This is a genomic window from Sphingomonas floccifaciens (genome assembly GCF_042681125.1).
GTDB lineage: Bacteria > Pseudomonadota > Alphaproteobacteria > Sphingomonadales > Sphingomonadaceae > Sphingomonas > Sphingomonas floccifaciens.
Map to the genome: position 1 here is coordinate 1 of NZ_JBHUFC010000022.1, position 19,682 is coordinate 19,682.

Genomic DNA, 19,682 nt, shown 5'->3' on the forward strand with positions numbered 1-19,682 from the left:
CGCTCAGGCCTTTGTTGACCATTTGTTCCGACTGCCGCTGTCCATATGACAAACCTTGAGGTGCCCCCTCAAACGAACGGCGATCGAGATCCTGGGTCGCAAACCGGCTACGCCTTGCGGGTCCGGGGCTGATTTTCCCGAAATATGTTCCCGATTGCCTTTTCCCGAAATGCGGCGTCGGAGACGGAGTTTCGGGAAAGCTCGAGCGCTCGAAAACTGGCGTGACCGAGCCCGCTGCTGGCGCAGCGGGTCCGGGGGCAGGAGCCGCAAGTTCATCGCATCAGCGGGGGCAGCGCTGCGCTGTTTGGATGGCTCCACGCTGCCCCCGCTGCTACCAGACGGTGTCATGTCTACTTGGCGAAGAACGTGTCTTCTCTAACTGACAGGAACAACAGGAACGTGGCTTGTGCCGGCTTGGCAACAGCGGCTTAACCAGCGGCCGAACTCTTAACTTGGCTCAATAGTCGAGGTTGCGTTTTTCCATCTGTGCGGCCGCGAGGTCCGCGACCGGACCAGCGCCTTCGGCCAGCTCGTAGATCGCTATCACAGCCCTGTCGTCGAGACGCTCGACCATTGCCTGGACCGCTGACCAGTTAGCCACGTCGAGCGCGACCGTCGTGCTTTCGTTACCGGACACGGCGATCGGCCGCATCAGCCATCTTCGACCAGCGATCGGCCGAATGCAGCATACGGTCCCTAGCATGGGGCAGAACGAGCTGCTGGGCCTCGGCAAGGTCGGCCGCTGCCCTCGCGCGGTAGTCGGCTGCGGTATCGGCCATGAAGTCCCCTCAGTTTAGGCCAGCGTTCTAAAACCCTGGCCCGTTTATCACTTGCCGTTCATCCGATCGCGGACCGCCTTCGCCGGCGCGAACGTCAGCTTGCGTGACGCCGCGATCGTGATCGCCTCGCCCGTCGACGGGTTGCGCCCCTGGCGCTCTGGGGTGTCCTTCAGCTTGAACTTGCCGAACCCGTTGAGGCTGACTTCCTCGCCGGTCGCGACAGCCGCGGTGATGTTCGCAAGGATCGCATCGATGACCTTCCTGGCGTCCGCCTTTGCGAGGCCATGGGTATTGGAGAGCTGTTCGGCCAGATCGGATGTCGTCGTCATGAACACGTCCCGGTGGTGAATGATTGGACCGGCCTTAGCCCGGTTCACGTCGCGCCGCCATCGGGAGTTGCCTCCTGCGCGCTCATCTCGCCCTCGTAGGGGCGGACGAGCTTCAGGGCGTCTTCATAGCTGCCGTCGAGCCATGCCGTAGATCGCGAGGGTGAAGGATCGCCGGCATTGCCTTGGGATGCCAGGGATCGACGGTGGGGTTGGGAGAGGTGGTGCAGAAGGCATAGGCATCGCCGCGCTCGGTCGGCCGCCACAGACCGGCGAAGAAGGCGATGGGCTGGTCGGGCAGCGAAAACCACATCTGGCGGGGTTTGCCATCGTCGCCCGTCCCGCCGTCGGGATGCGGCTCGGCGAAGTGCGTGAACGGGACCAGGCAGCGCCGATCGGGATTCGCGATCGACGGCTTCCACATCGACGATGCGAGATTCCGCGCATTGGTGACGAACTTGTCCAGCTTGACCGCCGGGTCGCGCTTGCTCGCTACCTTGGTCGGGAAGCCCCATTCCATCGCGACCGGTTCGAGCGGACGGTTACCCTCCCCTGCCCGCCTGACGACCAGTCCGTAGCGCGCTGTCTTCTTGCCCGTCGGGAAGATCTCGCGCGGCACCGGGTAGGTCTCGTCCTCGGGATAAGGCGGCTCGAATCCGACCGCCCGCATCACCGCGGCCTGTTTGGCGCTCAGGCGATATCGGTTGCAGATCGATCGGCTCCTTCATCGTGCCCAGGTTAGAAGAACTCCCGGCCACCACGATACTCGCGCCAGGCATTATCCCATTTCGTGCCGACGTCGCCACTAACCGGCCGCGCGCCGACGTCGAATCCGGCCATCACGTCGTCGATATGCGGTGCCGGCGCCGGCGTGTTGAACGGCGCGATCCCGCGCGCCTTCAGGTGCCAGACATAGGCGCACTCGTGATCGGTTACCGGCGGGGCCTTGCCCCACGCCACGTCCTGAAACTGGCGCTGCGCCGCGCTCCTCGGCCGGCGCTCGCGCAGACGCAGCGCATCGTAGAACAGCAGATGATCGCGCAGCAGCGCCTCGTAGCGTTCGACCGTGCGCGGGTTCGCGCCGCTCTGCTCCGTCATGCTTCACTCCGTCAGTGCGGGTGAAAATCCTCGTCAGACTCAATCCGATATGCTAGGCTTTGCAAGCCTAATTCTGACCAGCTCGGTCAGCTACGGATTAAGGAAGGAGCGGCCATGTTGAACCACGAAACTGGCCAAATGGACTGGGATCGGTATCCGATCGGTGGGTCCCCTCCCTCGCCTTCGTCCTATTACATCAATCCGCAGAACATGTATGATATGTCCACTCCTTACGGCCGAGAGCTGATGGATGAGGCTTATCCGTCAAACTCGGCTGTGGTTGAGGGTCACGGGAATTCGAAGTGGACCGCGATGGCAATTATTGCCGTAATCCTCATCGTTTTCTTTTTTCCTTTCCATTAGTTTCTCAACTGCCACCGCCTCGGATCGACCGGAGCGCCATCCCTCCATAATTCATAATGAAGGTGCGACCCGGTCGATTTCCCTGTGCTGCCAACGCGGCCAATCACAGCCCCGGCCTCGACCGTACTTCCTACCTGGAAGCCAGACCGGTCCTGCATATGGAAGTATTTGCTCTGTGAGCCGTCGCCGTGTTGCAGGACCACATAATTCCCGGCACCGTTGGCTTGGAAGTCGTTCCGAATGACCTGACCCGATGCAGGCGCGCGGATCTCCGTCCCGGCTGGCGCTGCAATATCCACCCCTCGGTGATGCCGTCCAGGCTCGCCCGTGACCGGATCGATCCGACCACCCATTCCCGAACTCAGCCGCCCCGAAATCGGCAGCATCGTTCGCTCACCGCGAGGGACTTCGTAAACATGGCTGGTGCCAGCACCTATGCCCAGATTGTCACGGACCCAGTTGCGCGCGCCCTCAACACCCGGAAGTGTCGTCGTGATCCACGCGTCATTGCGCTCTTGGACATGGTCAACTAGCTGACCCGCCGTCCCTCTCGCCTCGTCGACACCATTGCCGACCTCGAATGCGCCACGCGTGATGCGCGCTGACGCGTTCGGAATCGCGTCAGCGACGTTGCCGGCCAGGTCAAGGTCGCGCGAACTCTCGCGGATCGAAACATCTGGCCCTTGCGCCCTGACACCCGCTGCCCGCTGATTGCCCCATTGTTGTACCGCACCCGGCGTCGCCGATGCAGGGCCATGCAATTGCCCGGAAAGGCGCTCAGGCACGCTTACACCCAGTTCGTCGCGAACCAAAGCGACGCGGCGCTCCATGAACTCGCCCAGCAGGATATCGCGCACCTGTTCCTGTTGCGGCGTGCGCGGCATGACCATGCCCGGCGTCCACCCGAACTGCGACAGCGTGTCGTCGCCGAGAAGCCGCTCCTGGGCATACACGACAAACTCCTGGCTCTCGTTCCGGTTGAGGGACCAGCCCCGCGCCGAGGACTCCCTCACATCATTGCTGACCCGCTGGAACGTCTCTTCGGCTCGAGTTGCTTCCAACGACGCCGACCGCGACTCCCCGACGCTGACGCCGAGCTTCTGCGACAGCGACCGAACCTCGCTATCTCCGCTCGTGCTCGATTCACGCATGAATTCGTCGCGTGCTGCCCGGGCCTGCGTCGAATTCGTCTCCTTAGTAAGATAATCCGAGAGCTCAGAATACGCCTGTTCGCCCGAAATGCGTCTGTCCGTATTCTCGCTGGCGATTGATGCGATCTTGGCTGCCAAGCCTGCTTTTGTATCGACCTTCCACAACTTCGCCGCAATCGAAAGGCCTGCATCCGCACTTCCCGTCATTTGGGTCGCTCGTGCTATACTCTGACTGTCGGACTCACTAAGCCCAAAGCGACTGGTCAGCCCGGTGGAAAGGCTCCGAGATGCCTCCGTCATTCTGGTGATGCTGTTATTGAACCCCGACCCCGTCTCGGTCGAACTCCCCCGCCGATGCTCAGCGGCCGTCAACAGATCCGTCGCCGTCGTCGCCGTAGCGTTCCAGGATTGCGATGCCGCCCTGCGGAGCGACTGGGTGTGCGTCTGCCCGTCCGAGAGCGCGCGGCTCATGCTGCTGTCGAACCCGGCGGTCCGCGTCGGCGTGAACGCGAGGTTCGAGATGCCCTGGCGCGTATCGAACGCGTTGGTCCCGTCCGCGAAGCCGTATGTCACCCCGCCATCGGCGTTCGTGAACGTGCCGACCGAATAGCCCGAATTGAACTTGGGCTGATCGTCGAACTTGTTCGCCTGGGTCATGCCCGACGTCAGGTTCTGGAACGAGGTGTTGCCGTACGAATAGTTGCCGGTCGTGCGCTCGGTCGCCGCCTGCTCGGCCGCGCTGTGCGCCGGTTGCAGCATCGAGGTCGCATGGCCCGCGATCGCCATCGCGCCGCGCGCCATCCCGCCCGCGATGAACGGCACGCTCATCATCAGGAAGCCGGCGAGCGTCGAGATCGATTCATTGACGCTCGCCATGCCGTCGGAGACCAGCAGCGTCGGCCCGATCGGCGATGCCGCATGGTAAAGGCTCGCCGCCCTGCTCATCACGAACATGTGCAGGATGACGTAGAGCGGCCCCCAGGAGGCGAGATAGAAGAACCCGGTCGCATAGCCCTTGAGCGTCTGCAGGCCGGTCCTGGGGAACAGGAACAGCGGGAAAAGCACCGGGAACATCGCGTAGAACACGACCGTCAGGACGATGCCGAGGAGCGGCACCCAGGTCATCGCCTGCGTCGCGATCGAGGTGTAGGTGTTCTTGGCCTGGGCATCCGCGCGCTGCGAGGCGTAGGCGTCCCACCCGGCGTCGGAGAAGCTCTCCCGCGCGGCCAGGAACGCGTCGATCATCGAGATCTGCTTGAGGTACGAATAGGCATCGGTCGAACTGCCGTGCATCTGCGCCGCGACGATCGGCAGGTCATCGCGGATGCGCTGGGCCGCGACCGTGTCGGCGATGCCGGGATAGGCGCTCTTCGCGAACGGCAGCAGATCCTTGTCGTAGGCAGCCCGCCACTGCGCATCCATGCGAGAATATGCCTCGTTGCACGGAATGATGGAATTCTCGGTCGTGCCGGGGCCGGTGGAAGTAATCCAGCGCTGGCTGCGCGCCGGCGACCCCGGCCCGATCGACGCCCACAGGTCATTGGTCTTGGTCAGGTCGTCCATCGCCTTGAAGCCGAGCAGTACGTCATAGAAGGTGCATTGCTTCAGGTGCTCGTCGAGGTTGGCGCGGAAAACGCTGTCGGTGATCTGGAAGGTGCGCGCCTTGTCCATCAGCCGCGCGCCGTAGATCATGCCGTTGTTGGTCAGCGCGAGCGCGTTGGGCATGACGAACACGGTCTCGGCCGACCGCGTCATCCAGTCGCCGACCTGGCTGGTGAACGAGGCCATCACCCCAAGCCCCAGCGGCACATTGTCGACCACGGCCGGCGCGAGCGCGGGGTTGATCCGGTCGGTCACCTTCACCGTGACGGTTGGGACCATCAGCATCATGTAGATAAGCGTCGACTGGAGGAACCAGTTGAACCACGCCCGCCAGTCGAGCGAGAAGGCGACGACGAACAGCGAGTAGATGAAGCCCATCACCATCACGACCTGGAGCATCGAGCGATAGCCCCCGCCCCCGGTCCATGCCGCGACCGCATTGAAGACGTTGACGATGTATTCGCCCCCGCCGATCGTGAAGACTTCGAGCCCGCCCATCGCCGTCGCTCCCTTGCCGCCGTTTACCGCAAGCCCTGCGCGCTGAGGCCGCGTCCGAACCGGAGCGAAGCCGACAACTGCGGGCTCATGGTGTTCTTGAGGGTGGATTCCATGAACTGGGTGTACTGGATCACCCGGTAGGTATTGGAGATCTGCCCGGCCATCTTCTCGCTGCGCCGCGACAGCTCGGTCTTCACGCTGTCGACCTGGGCGCGCCACGCCTTGAACTCGTCGGTCGAGACGAACTTCGCGCCCGCCTGCGCCTGCGAGATCGTGTCCAGCATCCGGTCGAGCATCGACATCAGCATGTCGATCGCGACCATCTCGGCGAGCGTCGCGCGATCGCCGCCCGAGAGGCCCATGTGCGCCGCCTCGTTGACGACGAGGATCTTGTAGAGCGGGATCGACGTCATGCCCAGCAGCGCGATCTCGTCACCCGACAGCGCGGCGTTGGAGCGGATCTTGCCCGACATGCTGTCCATCGCCTTCAGGACGCGCGTACGCAGCGCCTCGTTGGTCGAGATGCTCAGCTTGGTGGGCGTGGGCTTCAGACACCCCTTGTCGTCGGTCGTGTCGCACTGCCACACGTCGGTTGGTGCCGAGGCGGTGCCGTCGAGCAGCGCCTGATAGGTGTCCCAGCTTGCCGGCGCGATGAACTGGAACGCGCCCATGCTGCTTTCCGACTTGGTGGCGTCGTAGATGATCGTGCCGACCATCGTCATGAGGAACTCGGCATATTCCCGGGACGGCTTGGTCGCGCTTTTCGCATTGAGCGCATACCAGGTGTAATTTTTCGACTGGACCAGCTCGGCGTCGTCGCCGGCACGCGCGATCGTATCCTCACGCTCGCCCTTGTTGGTGCAGCCGTGGCGCGCCGCGGCCGCGTCGGAGAAGAAGCCCTTCGCCCCGCCGACCTGCTGGCAGATCGTCGAGGACGCCCCGTCCATCGCCGGCCACAGCGAGCCGACCGCCTGCTGCGCCGCCTCGCAGGAGGACATGTTGAACGCGTTCAGCTGCTGCACGCGCTGGCTCATGTCCTTCATCACCCCGCCGATCTGCGCGGAGATGCTGTCGATCGCGAGCTGGAAGGCGAAGCCGATCGCGTTGTTGGCGGTCGCCTTGAGCATCGCCACGATCTCGTCGGCGTTGATGAACGAGAATGACCCCGCGAACAGGTCGATGCCACCGCAGCCGCCGCGCGCGCTGGGGAGCGCGACGCTGACCGGGTTGATCGACTTCTGCGGAAAGCGGCTCCACAGCGAACCACCCGAGTAATAGCCCGCCGACTGCCCCTGGAAGGCGGTCGGGCCGGTCACGTTCGCGGCCGCGCCCGACTTGTTGAAATAGCTGTTCATCTCGCCCTGGACGTCGGCCATCGCCGGCGTCGCGACGAGACCGCCAAGCGCGAGGATCATGCTGGCCTGCGCGAGAACCGCGGCGCAGAAGCGGACGATCGAGCGGACCATCAGAAGTCACTCCCGGGCTTGACGCTGGTCAGTGTGAAGATGCGGTTCATCACCTCGTCGGCCGCCATCACGCCGTAGCCGATCGGCATCGGCTGCTTGGTGACGGTGTCGAACAGGACGAGCGCGGGCACCTGCTGGCCGCGCATGCCCATCGCCTTGTATTGCCCGGTGTCGACCGTGTAGTTCGGGAAGGCACGGGTCGGCCCGCCATCGAGCGAGATCGCCATGACGGTCAGGCCGAAGCGATCCGAGACGCTGCGCATGATCGGCCCGAAGGTCTCGCACGCGGCGCAGGCCGACGAGTAGAAATAGAACACGCCGTACCGCTGGGAGATCTGCGACAACACGCGCTCGCGATCGGCGTTGCGCGTGTCGAGCCAGGTTCGCTTGCCCAGCTGGCTGACGGGGCGCTGGAGCGTGTAGTCGAGGTCGGGGTTCTGCCACACCGTGCGCTGCCACATGTCGGCGAACGACGAGGCGCGATCGAGCTGCTCGCGCTGGAAGGCGATATAGTGGCTGATGTTCTCGGGCGTCGGCTCGAGGATCGCCCGCGCCTTCAACTCCTCCAGCTGTTTCGAGATCGCCGCAAGCTGCTCGGCCGACGACCGCGCGGGCTGCGCCGACCGCTGCTCGGCGGGCTTGGCTTTGGGCTTGTCGCAGTAGAACCAGGTGCCGAGCCGCCGTTCGCGGCAGTAGAAGTCGTCGCCGGTCTGCGCCGCGACGCGGTCGGCCGATCCGAGATCGTCCGCGCTGCCATAGCTATCCTGACCGCCATCGCGGCCGTCGTCACCGGCATCGCGGGTGGACGACACCGAATCCGGCAGCGGCGTCAGCTCCTGCGCCGTCGCCGGCGTCAGCACGGGCGATGCGACCGAGAGGATGAGAGCGAGGGTCAGGGCCTTGCGCATGTCAGTCGTCCTTCTTCTTCTGCTTTTCGCGATCTTCCTGTTCGCGGCGGGTGAGGTAGGATTTGAGCGTTCCGAGGAGCGACGGCTCCTTGAGCGACACGAGCTGCGCCATGTCGTCGGCGAGGATGCGGAACAGGTTGCCGTACACCCCGATGATGAGGTTGCGGGCGTGCCGGCGCGGGTAGAGCGTCTCGCCCCGGCGCAGGATGAGGTTGGCGCGGATCAGCCGCGCGATCGTCGGTTCGAGATCGGCCACGCACAGCTTCGTATCGAACCAGCTGTCGAGCGTCGGGATAAGGAACCCGGCCGGGTGCGGTCCGGCGCGCAGGAGCGCGATCAGGACCGCAAATTCCGCGACCGACAGGTCGGGAAAGGGACGATGGTCCGACAGTTGCGTCACGCCGGTCATTTGCTCTTCTTCGCGTCGTAATAGGCCTTGATCCGCTCCTGGATCTGGCGCGAGGTTTCGATCTCGTCGGGCAGCTTCGCGGCGTCGACGAACTCGGCATAGACCTCGGTGAAATCCATCACCGACAGGTCGAGCCGCGAGAATTCGTCGAGCGTGAACCCCTTGCAGGTTTCCTTCTTGGCGCTGCCCCACGGCTTGTTGATCTGCGGGCGTCCCTGTTCCTGCAGGATGCGCGACAGCTTGCTTTCGAAGCAGCAATAGGCCGTCGATTTCGATGTGCAGATGCCCAGCACCTTGTCCGAGCAATAGTCGCCCAGCTTGTGGCACATCCCCATGCGGTCCTGCACGTCGAGAAGCTTCTCGTCGTTCGAGCACATAAACATGGTGAGGAATGGCGTCGCGAGCGCGGCGATCGCCACCGGCCCGCCCGCGATCGCGGCCGCGCCGGCAGCCGTGGTGATGAGGCCCGACGCCTTGCCAGCGCAGCAGTTGACCAGCCCGAACACCGGCTTGTGGCAGGTCTGCCGCTTGCCCGAAAACAGCGTCAGCGTATCAGGGTCGAATTCGGCATTGGCCTGGCCCAGCGCGTGCAGCCCGACCACGGCGTCCTTGAACTCGGTCGATGCCTCGCGCTCGACCGGCTCACACTCACCGTCGATGCAGTAGACGTCGTCACCACAGATATATTGCTTTGGATCGTTCGTCGGAGGCGACGGAACCGGACATTTGTAGACCTTCGTGGTTACCTGGCACGCACCAACCTGCGGATCGTCGAGGCACTCGTCACGCAGGAACGTGCATTTTCCGCCGTTCTCCAGATCGCTGCAATCGGACGCCTGGGTGATGCGCTGGCAGGTGAACGGGCGCGACCACGCCCAGCACGATGCCGTGACCGACACACCGTCAATGATCCGCGTCTCAGGCCCCTCGGTGCAGACCTCCGGTCCCGTCGCGGTGCAGGCGGTGTCGGCCACCAGCGCCGGACAGCTTCCCTCGTTGCGCTTTAGCGTGATCTCGCGCGTACCTTCCTTCCTGAGATACACTGTGCCGGTCGCGTAATTCTGGTGCGCCGGGATCTCCGCCTGGGGGATTTCGGCCGAGCACGAATAAAGCTGCGCGGTGGTGCGCATTGAGGACAGGCTCTTGCACCAGCGACGATAGTCTTCGACGTTGCCGCCGCCCGCCCCCAATTCGATCTGCGCATCGCAGATATGCGGCGTCCCCGCCTCGACCCGGCAAATGCCGGCACTGACCTTGGCCTGCATCACGCTGTTGCGGGCGAACCCGTTACCTTCGTTCTGGTCACGTACGCCGTAGTAGAAGTACCGCAACGTATCGACGATCACCGGGTCCATCCTGCCGGTGCAGGTCGCCGGCGTATCCTCGACCTTCGCGCCCTTGTTGCAGGTCGCCTCATAATAATCGGTGGTGCCATTGGGTGGCAGTGGCTTGCAGCTGCTTTCCGTGCCGCCCACCGACTGACCGGCCAGATAGCTGTTTGGGTCCTTCTCCACGTCCTGCGCGCGCGTGAGGTCGCCGGCGGGCACGGTCACGACCTTGCGGCCCGGATCGGTGACGAGCTGCCATGCCTCGTTCGCGCCAGCGGCAGACCCACCCGCCGCGATCAGCGCGTCGGGATCGTCGGCATAGGCTTCTCCGGGCTGGGTGCCGCTGCTGAAGCCCGGGATCGTCGAGGGAAGGTCGGTCGAGGAGATGATGCCGCCCGATGCCTGTCGCGCTGGGGTCGCCAGGGCCTTCGCCTCGGCGCGCGCGCCCGCCATATCCCCCTTGGGATAGGTATAGGTCGAACTGCTCGACTGCGCGCTCGGCTCGGCCGCGACCGCATTGCTCGATGCCGCGGGCTGCACCGTGCGGGCGGTGCTGGCGGTGGTCCGCGCGGGAGCCGCGCTCGGCTCGGCGACACTGGTCACCGTCGTCTTTGCAACCGGCGCGGATGAGGGTGTGGGGGTCGGGGTAGGCTTGGGGGTCGTGTCGCTGAAGTAGGTGTAATCGCCCAGGCCGTAGAAGTCGCCGGTGCCCTGCTGGCCCTGCTGGCCCTGCTGGGTGGACTGGGCCTGGGCGAGCGCCTGCGCTGCCAGGACCGGCGCCAGGAGACCGATGAGGAGGCGCCCCCCTCGCATGGCTCAGGGATTCCGGCCGAGGTTGGCGAGCGCGGTCCGCGCGACCAGCGCGCCGGGGCCGTTCTCGCCCGCGAACGTCTCCAGCGCGTAGCGCACGGTGACATTGCCCTCGATGCGATCGAACGGAGGCGGCGTCGTCTTGCAGGTGAGCCCGTCGCACGGCGTGAAGTCGCTCGACGAGACCACCATCGTCGGGACCGCGGTGACGTCGAACGCTCGGAACAGGCGCGGGTCGATCCCGATCGAGGCGAACTGCTGGTCCTTCTCGACCACCTTGGAGAGCGCGGCGATGAACGCCTTCCCCGAATTGCCGGGGAAGCCCCGGAACACCACGACGCCGCCAGCGGCCGAGGTATCGGCGATGATCCGCTTCAGCGCCTGTTCGGGCATCGAGGTGGACACGAACACCATGAACTGCGGCGCGGTGCCTTGGGCCTCCTTGAGGTTGGCCGAGGCGGCCTGGATCATCTCGTCGAAGTCGACCGCGCCCGCCGGCCCCCTGGGCAGGTTCGCCTTGTCGATCGTGCGCATCTGTTCCAGCGCGACCGCCTGCACGGTCTGCGCATCCTTGCGGAACGCGTCGCCGCGGCGCTCGACCTCATTCACGAGCGCGGTCGCGTCCTGTTCGGACTTGGCCGATCGCGCGCGGATCGCGTCGAGATCGAGCCCCTCGACGGTCTGGGCGAGAACGGCGCAGCCGGTGCCGATCGAGGCGATGGCGAGCGCGGAAAGGAGGAACTTCTTCATGTCAGATCCTCACAGCATGCAGCAGTTGCGCTTGCGCCAGAGCAGGTAGCCGAAGTCCTCGCCCTTGACGGGGAAGGCCCGGCCCGCGTCGGGCGGGAGCGTCGTCGCGCCGATCGGCGAGCAGGCATATTTGCCGCTCACCGTGGGCGTCGGATTGGTCATCTGGATGCGGTATTGCGACTTCTTCAGGATCGGCATGACGTACTTGTTGCAGAGCGCCTTCGATCCCGCGGTGCCCCACGCCAGCCCCTGCCGGTGCATCTTGAACAGGAGCCGCTCGGCCGCGAGACGCGACGACTGGACCGGCGAATTGTGCGCCGCGATGTTGCCGTTCATCGGGAACATCGAGCCGTTGCAGCCCGAGCACCAGAACATCGGGTCGATCGGCAGCTTCGCGCTCGCCGCGACGCAGTCGGCCGCGCAGGCGGCGACCGCGATCGGATTGTTGAACAGTGCGACCTCGGGGTTGATGAGCGTGGTCAGCACGTCGTCGTTCCACAAGGGATCGATCTCGGTCATGTAGGCGACGTCGAACGACGCCTGTTCGAAACACAGGAAGTCGGTCAGGATCTCCATCCAGTAGAGCAAGGGATAGACGTAATAATGCGCCTGCCAGTTGGCGCTGGCCTGGGTCGCGCCGCCCTTGATGAGCGGGCCGGTATACTGCCCCTGCCCGATATCGAGCCCCGGATTGAGGCGAAGTCCGCCGAGATTCGGGAAGCACCACGGCTTGGTGGTCACATCGACGAGCCGCGCCGGTTCCCAGAAGCCGATCGAGATGCCGATGCGCGGGATCGGCGAACCGCACGCACAGACCGGCAGGCTTGGGTTCTTGGTATCGGGTCGGCTCCCCGGCCAGATGTGCGCGCCGCCCACCGACAGCGGGAACAGGCACGACCAGCAGACGTCGGTGATCGGGTTGACGAACTTGCCGGTGCAGTTGGCCGGGAGCGCGCTCGCCGGCGCCGGCAGCAGCGCGAACGCGGCGATCATGCCGAGCAGGGTGAGCAGGCGGCGGATCATGCGCCGGGCTCCTCGGAGAAAGCGATGACCAGGGGCACCATCCGGGCGCGGTCGCGTCCATCGAAGCTTATCGACTGATCGGCCAGCGCGCGCACCAGCGCACGGCGTTTGCCAACCGATATCGTCCGCCCGCTTTCGGCAAGGACGACATCGATTTCGTTTCCGATCGACGCGGCGGTCACCGGATCGGCACGGCCCCCGAGAAGCCTTCGTACGAGGGACTCGATCTCGCAATGCACGCGGGACAGGAACAGCAGCGCAGGGACGCTCGAGAGCAACGCCACGGTCGCGATCGATACGACCATCGACAAGGCGACGACGGGAAAGAACATCCAGGCCGGGAACAGCGCGAATATGGCGAGAACATATGTCCACCCGAAGCCGACTGCCGCGACACACAGAAGCGCGTAGCGCGCGATCAGGCTGATGCGCTCAGTCGTCATGCCCTGCCCTCCCCGTCCGGCTGCGCCGCGAGGCTTGCGTCAAGGAAAGCGTTATCGGCCCGGTTCTTGGCGATCACATACACCGGCACCAGCACGACCAGCGCCAGCACCAGTCCGGCAAGCGCGCCCCCTGCCCCGGCGCCGAGCACCGCGCGCAGCGGCTGCAACGCGCAGATGGCGATCGCCAGCCCGATCGCCGACCACAGGATCGCGAGCCGCATCGCCTTGAGGGCCGGCGTCTCGGGCGCGGCCATCGGCGTCCTGAGAATATCGAGCCACATCATGCGCCCGCTCCCGACATCTCGATCTCGCTGATCTTGAGCACCTGGCCCGCCGGTTCGACCACGGCGGGGACGCGCGCGATCCCGAAATGGCTGGTGAGCTTGCCCTGCTGGTCGAAGAAGAAGCGGCGCTTCTTCTCGCCCATGCGGTTGAACGGCGAGCCGGCGACGAAGATGATCTTGGCATTCTGCGCGGTCCACCGCTTCAGCGCCCAGTCGACCTGCGCATCGTCGCGGCCGTCGATAAACACGAAGTCGGTCTTCATCGCGACGAACGACAGCGGATTGACCCGCTGCCCGGCGCGCGCGACGAGCCGGCCCTTCTGGTCCTGGATGTCCTGATCGAGCACGATCGTCGGGTCGAACGTCCAGCTGCGGCTCTCGCGCACCGCGCCGATGCCGGCGACGGGGATCGGGTTGCGGACACGTTCCTCGGTTTTTTCACGCAGCGCCGTCTGCATGCGCTCGATGCCGCCATTGGCCTGCAGCGTCTTCAGCCGGGTATCGATCGTCGCCAGCAGATCCGGCTCGGCGATCGCCCAGGTCTGGCCCATCACGCCGTGATCCTTTGCGAGCGCGCCCTGCACGATCGGCCAGGACGACGAGGCGACCAGCGCCACGCCCAGGGTTCCGCCGAAAAGGCCCGCGCGCCGGATCACAGGATCGGCGTCCCGGTGCCGATGATCTGCTTCGCGCAGGCAAAGCCGATCTCGCCGTAGCGGCTGTCGAACCCGTCGGGGTGTGCGGTGCCGACATAATAGCAGCCCTCGGGAACGCGCCCGACCGGTCCCGGCGTCAGCACCTCGCCGAAGCGCGAGCGCGGCTTCATGTGCGCGACGCGGACGCCGTCGACATAGACCCATTTCCCGCGATGCTCGACCAGCGCCCCGGCCTCGCCGATCACGCGCTTGCCGAACGGTCCCGAATCCGGTCCGAAGTGGCGGCGCACCAGCTCGCCCTCGGGCGGCGCGAAGAACACATAGTCGCCCTTGGCGGGCACGCGGCCGCGCTGGATGAAGAACGCCCAGTTGGGGAGGCTCTCGCTCGCGTTTATCATGAAGGCGTGCGTCTCGCGCCACGCGGCGATCGAGTTGTAGCCGCCCCACACGATCCCGAGCAGCGCGACCGCGCTCCACTGGCGGACCCGCTTGACGATCAGCGCCTTGCGGGCCGCGCGGTCCCCGGCGACGTCAACCGCCGTGGGAGCCGCATGACCGACCCGCGCCAGCGCCTCAGTTGCCGCTGCCATCGACCCCTCCCGGCGCGGACTGGGTGACCGTCGCCTCGACCGGCGAGACCGGCGCAGGCCCGAACGGCGAAGCGGTCGGGACCGCCGCCCCTGGCGCGGCCGGCGCGACGTTCCCGGAGGCTTGGGGAAGCATCGCACCGACCGCGGGACCGGCCGGGGTGTTCGGCGCGGCCGCGGGGAGCGGCACGCGCGCGAAGACCGCGCGGCGGATCTGGTCGGTGATATCGGGGACGTTCTTCGAGAGGACCGCCTCGCCGACGAGGACGGTGGTGCCGCTCGCGCCGACCTTCTTCATCTCGTCGTCGAGCGCGGACATGAAGGCCTGGGTCTGCGCGGCCACCTGTTGGGGCTGGCCGTTACTGTGGCTCTGCGCCTGGACATATTCCGAGACGATGCCTTCGAGCCGGACGCTCGCCATCGGCACGGTCGCGGGCGGGGCAAGGAGATGCTTGGTCACCCACGCCCCCCAGAGCAGTACCGCGACCGCCAGCGCGACCGCGACATAGGCGATGACGGGCAGGCCCTGCGGCTTGCGGCGATCCACCTTGTCCGCGACCGGACGGCGCGGTGCCGCACCGGCAGCGTCATCACGGGGTGCCGGGGCCGGAGCGGACGGTTGCACCGCCGCGGACGCGACCTCGGGACGATCGAGAACATCAACCATGACGGGGGCCTTTCGTGGAAGTGATGATCGCGCCGAGCAGGCGCACGCGGGTCACGGCGACGATGCCGAACGCGACCAGCCACACGACGAACAGCTGGTCGCCGAACGCCGCGCGGCGTGCCTGGTCGGCCGCGACGAAGCGCGTGCCGAGGTTGGCGACCTGCGAGAAGAAGCCGAGCGCGGTGAAGTCGCCTAGCATCAGGAAGAACAGGATCGCGACGCCGAAGGTCGCGAGCAGCGTCATCGCCATCCAGCCCGACACCCGCAACAGGATGTAGCAGGCGTCGCCGATCGCGCGCGTGCCCGTGCGTTTCCAGTCGGTCGCGGTCGGCGTACGCCAGTCGCGCTCGTGCGTGAAGGCGTTCATTCCGCCGCCTCCACCCAGGGCTCGCCCGGAGGATTGTCGCGATATTCCTCGGGGAAGGCGACGCGTTCGATCGCCTCGTCCATCGAACAGCCGAGGTCGATCAGATGCTCGATATCGGCGAAGGTCTGCGGGCTGGAGGAATAGAGCGTCGCCGAATATTTATCGAGGACGAGCCGCCCGACCGCCATCGATTCCGGCCCCTTGATGAGGATGTCGGAATATTCCGCGCCGTTGCGCTTCAGCGAACGCAGCAGGCTTTCGGTGTAGGGGTCCATGTCGAAGCGGCCGTGCTTCTGGAAGTCCGAGATCGTGTCGGGCTTCTGCATCAGGATGACCGACCAGTCGGAGTTCTCCAGCGCCGCGAGGCTCCCTTCCGACTTGTAATAGTCGTTGAGGCTCTGCGTCGCGGTGATGAGCGAGGCGCCATATTTGCGGCAGGTTCGGCTGTAGGTCTCGACGAAATCGGCCATCGACCCACCGCGCAGCATCTGCCACGCCTCGTCGATCAGCAGCGCCTTGGGGATCTGGCGGTCCATGCGGCGCATGGTCTGCGACGACATGAACATGATCGCGGTCAGCACGACCGAGCGCAGTTCCTCGCGGCTCGACAGGTCCGAGAGTTCGAACACCGTTAGCGCGTTCGACATGTCCACCGACGCCTCACCGGTGAAGAAGCTGCCGTAGGTGCCCTTTCCCGAGAACGGGAACATCGCGATCGCGAGATCCGTCCCCTGCACAGAGCCGTCGGAGCCGAGCGCCTCGATCACGTCGTCGACGCACCCTCCCCTGCCCTTGGCCTCCCACACCTGGTTGACCGCACGATCGATCAGACCGCGCTCGGTGTCGTTGAGCTTGTCGATGTGACGGCCCATCTGCCCGATGATCGACTTGAGCATCGCCAGCGCGTCGACGAGATAATCCTCGTCCTGCGCCACCAGCGTCTCGTCGATCATCGAGAACGGATTGAGGCTGAACCCGTCGCGCAGGCGAAACTCGACGAAGTTGCCGCCCAGGCTCTTGGCCATATGCTCGAACGAGCGGCCGTCATCGATCACGATGATCTTGGCGCCCACGCCGGCGAACGCCGCGCACAGCTCCTGCAGCGCGACCGACTTGCCCGAGCCGGACTTGCCGAACACCGCGACATTGTGGTTGCCGGCCTTGTTCTCGAACGGCGACCAGAAGAAGGGCTGGCCGCGCCGCCCGATGAACATCAGGTGCGGCAGATGCCCGCCGAGATACTCGCCCTGGATCGGCAGCATATTCGCCGCGGTCGAGGTCAGCATCGTGCGCAGCCGCTTCATGCGCTTCAGGTCGCTGTCGAGCCCGTTGCCGAGCGTCATCGGCAGACACGACATGAACGCCATGATCTGGAGGAACCGCTCGTCGAGCAGGTCCCACCCGGCCGCCTTGTACATCGACTTGACGGTGCGCTCGTTAGCGTCCCCCTGCCCCTTCGGGCTGATGATGCCTACCGCATAATAGGCCTGCACCAGCTTCTTGCCGAGACGCAGCTCCTGGGTGACATGCTCCCATTCGCGGCTCTGGTCCTTCAGCTGCGGGAGCAGCCGCGCCGACTTCGAGTCCGCCAGGCTCGACGTACGCATGAACTTGTAACCGGCCTTAGACGAGGCGGCCTGTTCGTCCTGGTAGCACAGGCATAGCGACGTGAGAGTCGGGCACCCCGGGCGCAGCTTGTCGGAGAACATGTCGCCGATCAGCTTCTGCACGTCCCACGGCGCCCAGCGGTTCGGCAGGTTCCTGACCGAGAAGAAGCGATAGTCGAACGTGTCGGGCCGGATCTCCTGATACTGCGTCTCGCCCGACAGGTTCGTCACCGCGCGCAGCGGCTCGACCGATACCAGCAGGCGGTCGGCCTGGACGACGGTCTGGACGTCGCGCCGCACGCATTGGTCGGCGATCGGATCGAGTTCTGAATATTCCGAGACGTGGTCGGAGACGTCGAACGCCGGCGCGGTGATGTCGTCGATCAGCGCGATCAGATCGACCGGCTTCAGCCGGGTTGCCGGCATGTCGATCGACTGCAGCGTCGAGACGATGCTGTCGCGGACGCCGGTCAGCTCCTCCGGTGTCGCCTTCCCGCTACGGATCGAGACCGACAGGAAGATGCGATGGTTGCGGACGTGGAACGGTCCGTCCTTCGACATCGATACCCATGCGCCGTGACGCAGGAACGCCGACCGCCGCTCGGCGATCTTGCGATGGATGCCGCCCGCCTTGTAGCGCGGCAGCGCATATTGCGCGATCAGCGCGCCCACACGCGGGCTCTGGAATGCGAGCAGCTGGACCCGCGCGCTGGGCGGGACGCTCTCGGACAGCATCTGCGCGATGATCTCCCCGGTGCGCTCGTCCGCACCCATGAGCGGCGCGAGTTCCAGCGCGAACGCGATGCTGTCGGTCTGGTAGAACAGGTCGTGCCGCGCGTCGTAGCTGCGATACGGCAGCCACTGCGACAGCATCGGCGCGCCATGCGAGGGTGTTCCCTGGTCGGGTGCGCGCGTATCGCCGAGCAGGCGGGCTATGAAGCCGGTCTTCGCCATGACGATCAGTCCTCCACGCGCGGCGAGAAGGTCGCTGGGCGGTTACCCGGCGTGCTCGACGCGAGTTCGGGCGAAGCCGGCTTCTGCGTCGCGGCGATCGGCACACCCTTGCCAGCAGCCGCGTCGCGCGCCCTGGCCCGCGCGGCCGCGACCGCTGCCGCACTTGGTGCGCCGACCGCGCTCGCCGCACCTGCGGCCGCTGCCGGGGCGGCGACCTGCGCGACCTCGGCGGGCACCGGGGGAAGCGCGGCGATCGGCGCGCCGAGCTGCGAGAGGATCTCGGGGCTGACGTTGAGCGTCTGCGTCGCGGCAAGCGCCGAACCGTGGCCGTCGGTCGCCGCCAGCCACTGGCCGTTGTCGACCACCGCCTGCACGACCGCGGTCTCGTGGAAGCGCCCAGCCGCGTCGACATGCGAGGGGAACACGATCCGCAACACCTTCTGCGGCCCGACCCCCGCCGCCTGCGCCGGCACCGGCGTCGAGGCATAGGCGATCCGCTGCGTTCCCCCGCTGTTGCGCGCGGGTGCCTGGTACGGGCCTGCCGGATGATAGCCGCTGTCGCCGGTGATCTCGGCCAGCGCCTTGTCATCGATGACGGTCGCCGGCGAGCAGCTGCCGCCCTCGGGCGCGCCGCACGCGAACTTGCCCGAGATGTTGGTCCCCAGCGTGGTGCAGCTGGCGAGCAGTCCCAGGCTCGCGGTCGTCGCCAGCGCCGCAATACGCTTCGCGCGGGCGTGCGGGCGATAGTCGGAAACCGGGCAGGCCGGCAGGCGGATCACGGATCGGGTCACGACTTGGCTCCCTTCAACCATTCGACGAGCTGGGCCTTGGGCCTGAAACCCTCGATCACCGCCCCGTCGGAGCGGACGATGACGGGCGTCCCGTTGATGCCGTGCGCCTTGGCGAACGCCTCGTTCTCATCGAGACCGCTGGTGTCGCACTTCGGGCCTGCCGGGACCGGGTTCTGCGCATAGGCCGCGCGGACCGCCGCATGACGATCGCGGGCGCACAGCACCTGGTTGGCGATCTCGCGGCTTCCCAGCACCGAGATCGGGCGCTCGATGACGCGCACGTTCATCGTCTCGAGCGCCTGACTGAGCGCGCGGCAGTAGCCGCAGTGGAAATCGGAGAAGACGGTGACCGTCTGCGTGCCCGAACCCCACACGATCGCACCCTTGCTCGACAGCCGCGTCACATCGAGCGTGCGGGCGACAGCGGGCTGGGTCGTGACGCGCGCACCCGCCCTCGCCGCGCCGGCCTCGGGCGCATCGGCCGTGGCATTGGCCTTTGCCGCGCCGCCCACCAGCATATCGGGATTGAGCGCGAGCAGCTTGGCGGCGGTCAGATCCTGCCGCGTCTCCATGTCATAGACGCGGCCGATGACGAGATAGCGCGCCGACTTGTCGACGTAGAACAAGTTCGCACCCGCCACGACCTCGCACAGCCCGTCGACCTTGGAGCAGTCGATCGCATCGACCTTGGTCTTGGGAAGCCGCTTCTGCAGCGCGACCTGGACCTGCGCGCCGATCGGCGCTTCGGCCGAGCCGGTCAGCAGCATCGCCGCCCCCGCCATCGCGCCGATCATGATAGTATTTGCCATGTGACC

General features: G+C 65.9%; 21 protein-coding genes. All 21 read right to left on the reverse strand.

Translation table 11 applies throughout. The annotated features are described in order from the left end of the window. Positions 1–457 precede the first annotated feature (457 nt). The 21 genes from ACFSC3_RS18055 to ACFSC3_RS18155 all read right to left on the reverse strand — a co-directional run bounded on the left by ACFSC3_RS18055 (position 458) and on the right by ACFSC3_RS18155 (position 19,676). A complete protein-coding gene (locus tag ACFSC3_RS18055) occupies positions 458–652 on the reverse strand; it encodes a hypothetical protein (protein ID WP_010409232.1) in 195 nt (64 codons plus the stop codon). Continuing rightward, positions 627–779: a hypothetical protein gene (locus tag ACFSC3_RS18060; RefSeq protein ID WP_007406311.1), complete on the reverse strand. Its 153-nt coding sequence runs from the start codon at positions 777–779 to the stop codon at positions 627–629. The genes ACFSC3_RS18055 and ACFSC3_RS18060 overlap by 26 nt, the downstream gene beginning before the upstream one ends. A gap of 47 nt (positions 780–826) precedes the next feature. Then, entirely contained in the window at positions 827–1,108 is a 282-nt protein-coding gene (locus ACFSC3_RS18065; RefSeq protein WP_010409234.1) for an HU family DNA-binding protein, read from the reverse strand. 112 nt (positions 1,109–1,220) lie between these two features. Beyond that, entirely contained in the window at positions 1,221–1,775 is a 555-nt protein-coding gene (locus tag ACFSC3_RS18070; protein ID WP_231902863.1) for an SOS response-associated peptidase family protein, read from the reverse strand. 68 nt (positions 1,776–1,843) lie between these two features. After that, positions 1,844–2,203, reverse strand: coding sequence for a hypothetical protein (locus ACFSC3_RS18075; protein WP_037447150.1), 360 nt, complete (start codon positions 2,201–2,203; stop codon positions 1,844–1,846). A gap of 359 nt (positions 2,204–2,562) precedes the next feature. Then, positions 2,563–5,817: a conjugal transfer protein TraG N-terminal domain-containing protein gene (locus ACFSC3_RS18080; protein WP_062126597.1), complete on the reverse strand. Its 3,255-nt coding sequence runs from the start codon at positions 5,815–5,817 to the stop codon at positions 2,563–2,565. Positions 5,818–5,840: 23 nt separating this feature from the next. Next, on the reverse strand, positions 5,841–7,283 hold the full coding sequence (locus ACFSC3_RS18085; RefSeq protein WP_037447143.1) for a conjugal transfer protein TraH: 1,443 nt from the start codon (positions 7,281–7,283) through the stop codon (positions 5,841–5,843). Then, entirely contained in the window at positions 7,283–8,191 is a 909-nt protein-coding gene (gene traF / locus ACFSC3_RS18090) for a conjugal transfer protein TraF (protein WP_024310614.1), read from the reverse strand. The genes ACFSC3_RS18085 and traF overlap by 1 nt, the downstream gene beginning before the upstream one ends. 1 nt (position 8,192) lies before the next feature. Then, the gene (locus tag ACFSC3_RS18095; RefSeq protein WP_037447140.1) at positions 8,193–8,600 is read right to left on the reverse strand and encodes a hypothetical protein; all 408 of its coding nucleotides are present in this window, start codon (positions 8,598–8,600) and stop codon (positions 8,193–8,195) included. After that, complete coding sequence (locus ACFSC3_RS18100; protein ID WP_037447137.1) at positions 8,597–10,741, reverse strand: conjugal transfer protein TraN; 2,145 nt, start codon at positions 10,739–10,741, stop codon at positions 8,597–8,599. The genes ACFSC3_RS18095 and ACFSC3_RS18100 overlap by 4 nt, the downstream gene beginning before the upstream one ends. Before the next feature lie 3 nt (positions 10,742–10,744). Then, positions 10,745–11,488 carry a type-F conjugative transfer system pilin assembly protein TrbC gene (trbC, locus tag ACFSC3_RS18105; protein ID WP_024310617.1) on the reverse strand — a complete coding sequence of 248 codons (744 nt, stop codon included), beginning with the start codon at positions 11,486–11,488 and terminating at the stop codon, positions 10,745–10,747. 9 nt (positions 11,489–11,497) lie between these two features. Next, positions 11,498–12,511, reverse strand: coding sequence for a conjugal transfer pilus assembly protein TraU (gene traU, locus ACFSC3_RS18110; RefSeq protein ID WP_024310618.1), 1,014 nt, complete (start codon positions 12,509–12,511; stop codon positions 11,498–11,500). Continuing rightward, the gene (locus ACFSC3_RS18115) at positions 12,508–12,954 is read right to left on the reverse strand and encodes a hypothetical protein (protein ID WP_007406338.1); all 447 of its coding nucleotides are present in this window, start codon (positions 12,952–12,954) and stop codon (positions 12,508–12,510) included. The genes traU and ACFSC3_RS18115 overlap by 4 nt, the downstream gene beginning before the upstream one ends. Then, positions 12,951–13,238, reverse strand: a complete 288-nt coding sequence (locus tag ACFSC3_RS18120) for a hypothetical protein (protein ID WP_007406328.1) — start codon at positions 13,236–13,238, stop codon at positions 12,951–12,953. Before ACFSC3_RS18120 ends, ACFSC3_RS18115 begins: the two co-directional genes overlap by 4 nt. Beyond that, entirely contained in the window at positions 13,235–13,894 is a 660-nt protein-coding gene (gene traW, locus ACFSC3_RS18125; RefSeq protein WP_380941572.1) for a type-F conjugative transfer system protein TraW, read from the reverse strand. The genes ACFSC3_RS18120 and traW overlap by 4 nt, the downstream gene beginning before the upstream one ends. Continuing rightward, on the reverse strand, positions 13,891–14,484 hold the full coding sequence (locus ACFSC3_RS18130) for a S26 family signal peptidase (RefSeq protein ID WP_024310620.1): 594 nt from the start codon (positions 14,482–14,484) through the stop codon (positions 13,891–13,893). The genes traW and ACFSC3_RS18130 overlap by 4 nt, the downstream gene beginning before the upstream one ends. After that, entirely contained in the window at positions 14,468–15,148 is a 681-nt protein-coding gene (locus tag ACFSC3_RS18135; RefSeq protein WP_024310621.1) for a TrbI F-type domain-containing protein, read from the reverse strand. The genes ACFSC3_RS18130 and ACFSC3_RS18135 overlap by 17 nt, the downstream gene beginning before the upstream one ends. Further along, positions 15,141–15,515 carry a hypothetical protein gene (locus ACFSC3_RS18140; protein WP_024310622.1) on the reverse strand — a complete coding sequence of 125 codons (375 nt, stop codon included), beginning with the start codon at positions 15,513–15,515 and terminating at the stop codon, positions 15,141–15,143. The genes ACFSC3_RS18135 and ACFSC3_RS18140 overlap by 8 nt, the downstream gene beginning before the upstream one ends. Further along, on the reverse strand, positions 15,512–18,076 hold the full coding sequence (traC, locus tag ACFSC3_RS18145) for a type IV secretion system protein TraC (RefSeq protein WP_007406319.1): 2,565 nt from the start codon (positions 18,074–18,076) through the stop codon (positions 15,512–15,514). Before traC ends, ACFSC3_RS18140 begins: the two co-directional genes overlap by 4 nt. A 5-nt stretch (positions 18,077–18,081) precedes the next feature. Further along, the gene (locus tag ACFSC3_RS18150; RefSeq protein ID WP_010409254.1) at positions 18,082–18,867 is read right to left on the reverse strand and encodes a conjugation transfer protein; all 786 of its coding nucleotides are present in this window, start codon (positions 18,865–18,867) and stop codon (positions 18,082–18,084) included. Beyond that, entirely contained in the window at positions 18,864–19,676 is an 813-nt protein-coding gene (locus ACFSC3_RS18155; protein ID WP_380941573.1) for a DsbC family protein, read from the reverse strand. The genes ACFSC3_RS18150 and ACFSC3_RS18155 overlap by 4 nt, the downstream gene beginning before the upstream one ends. Positions 19,677–19,682 lie beyond the last annotated feature (6 nt).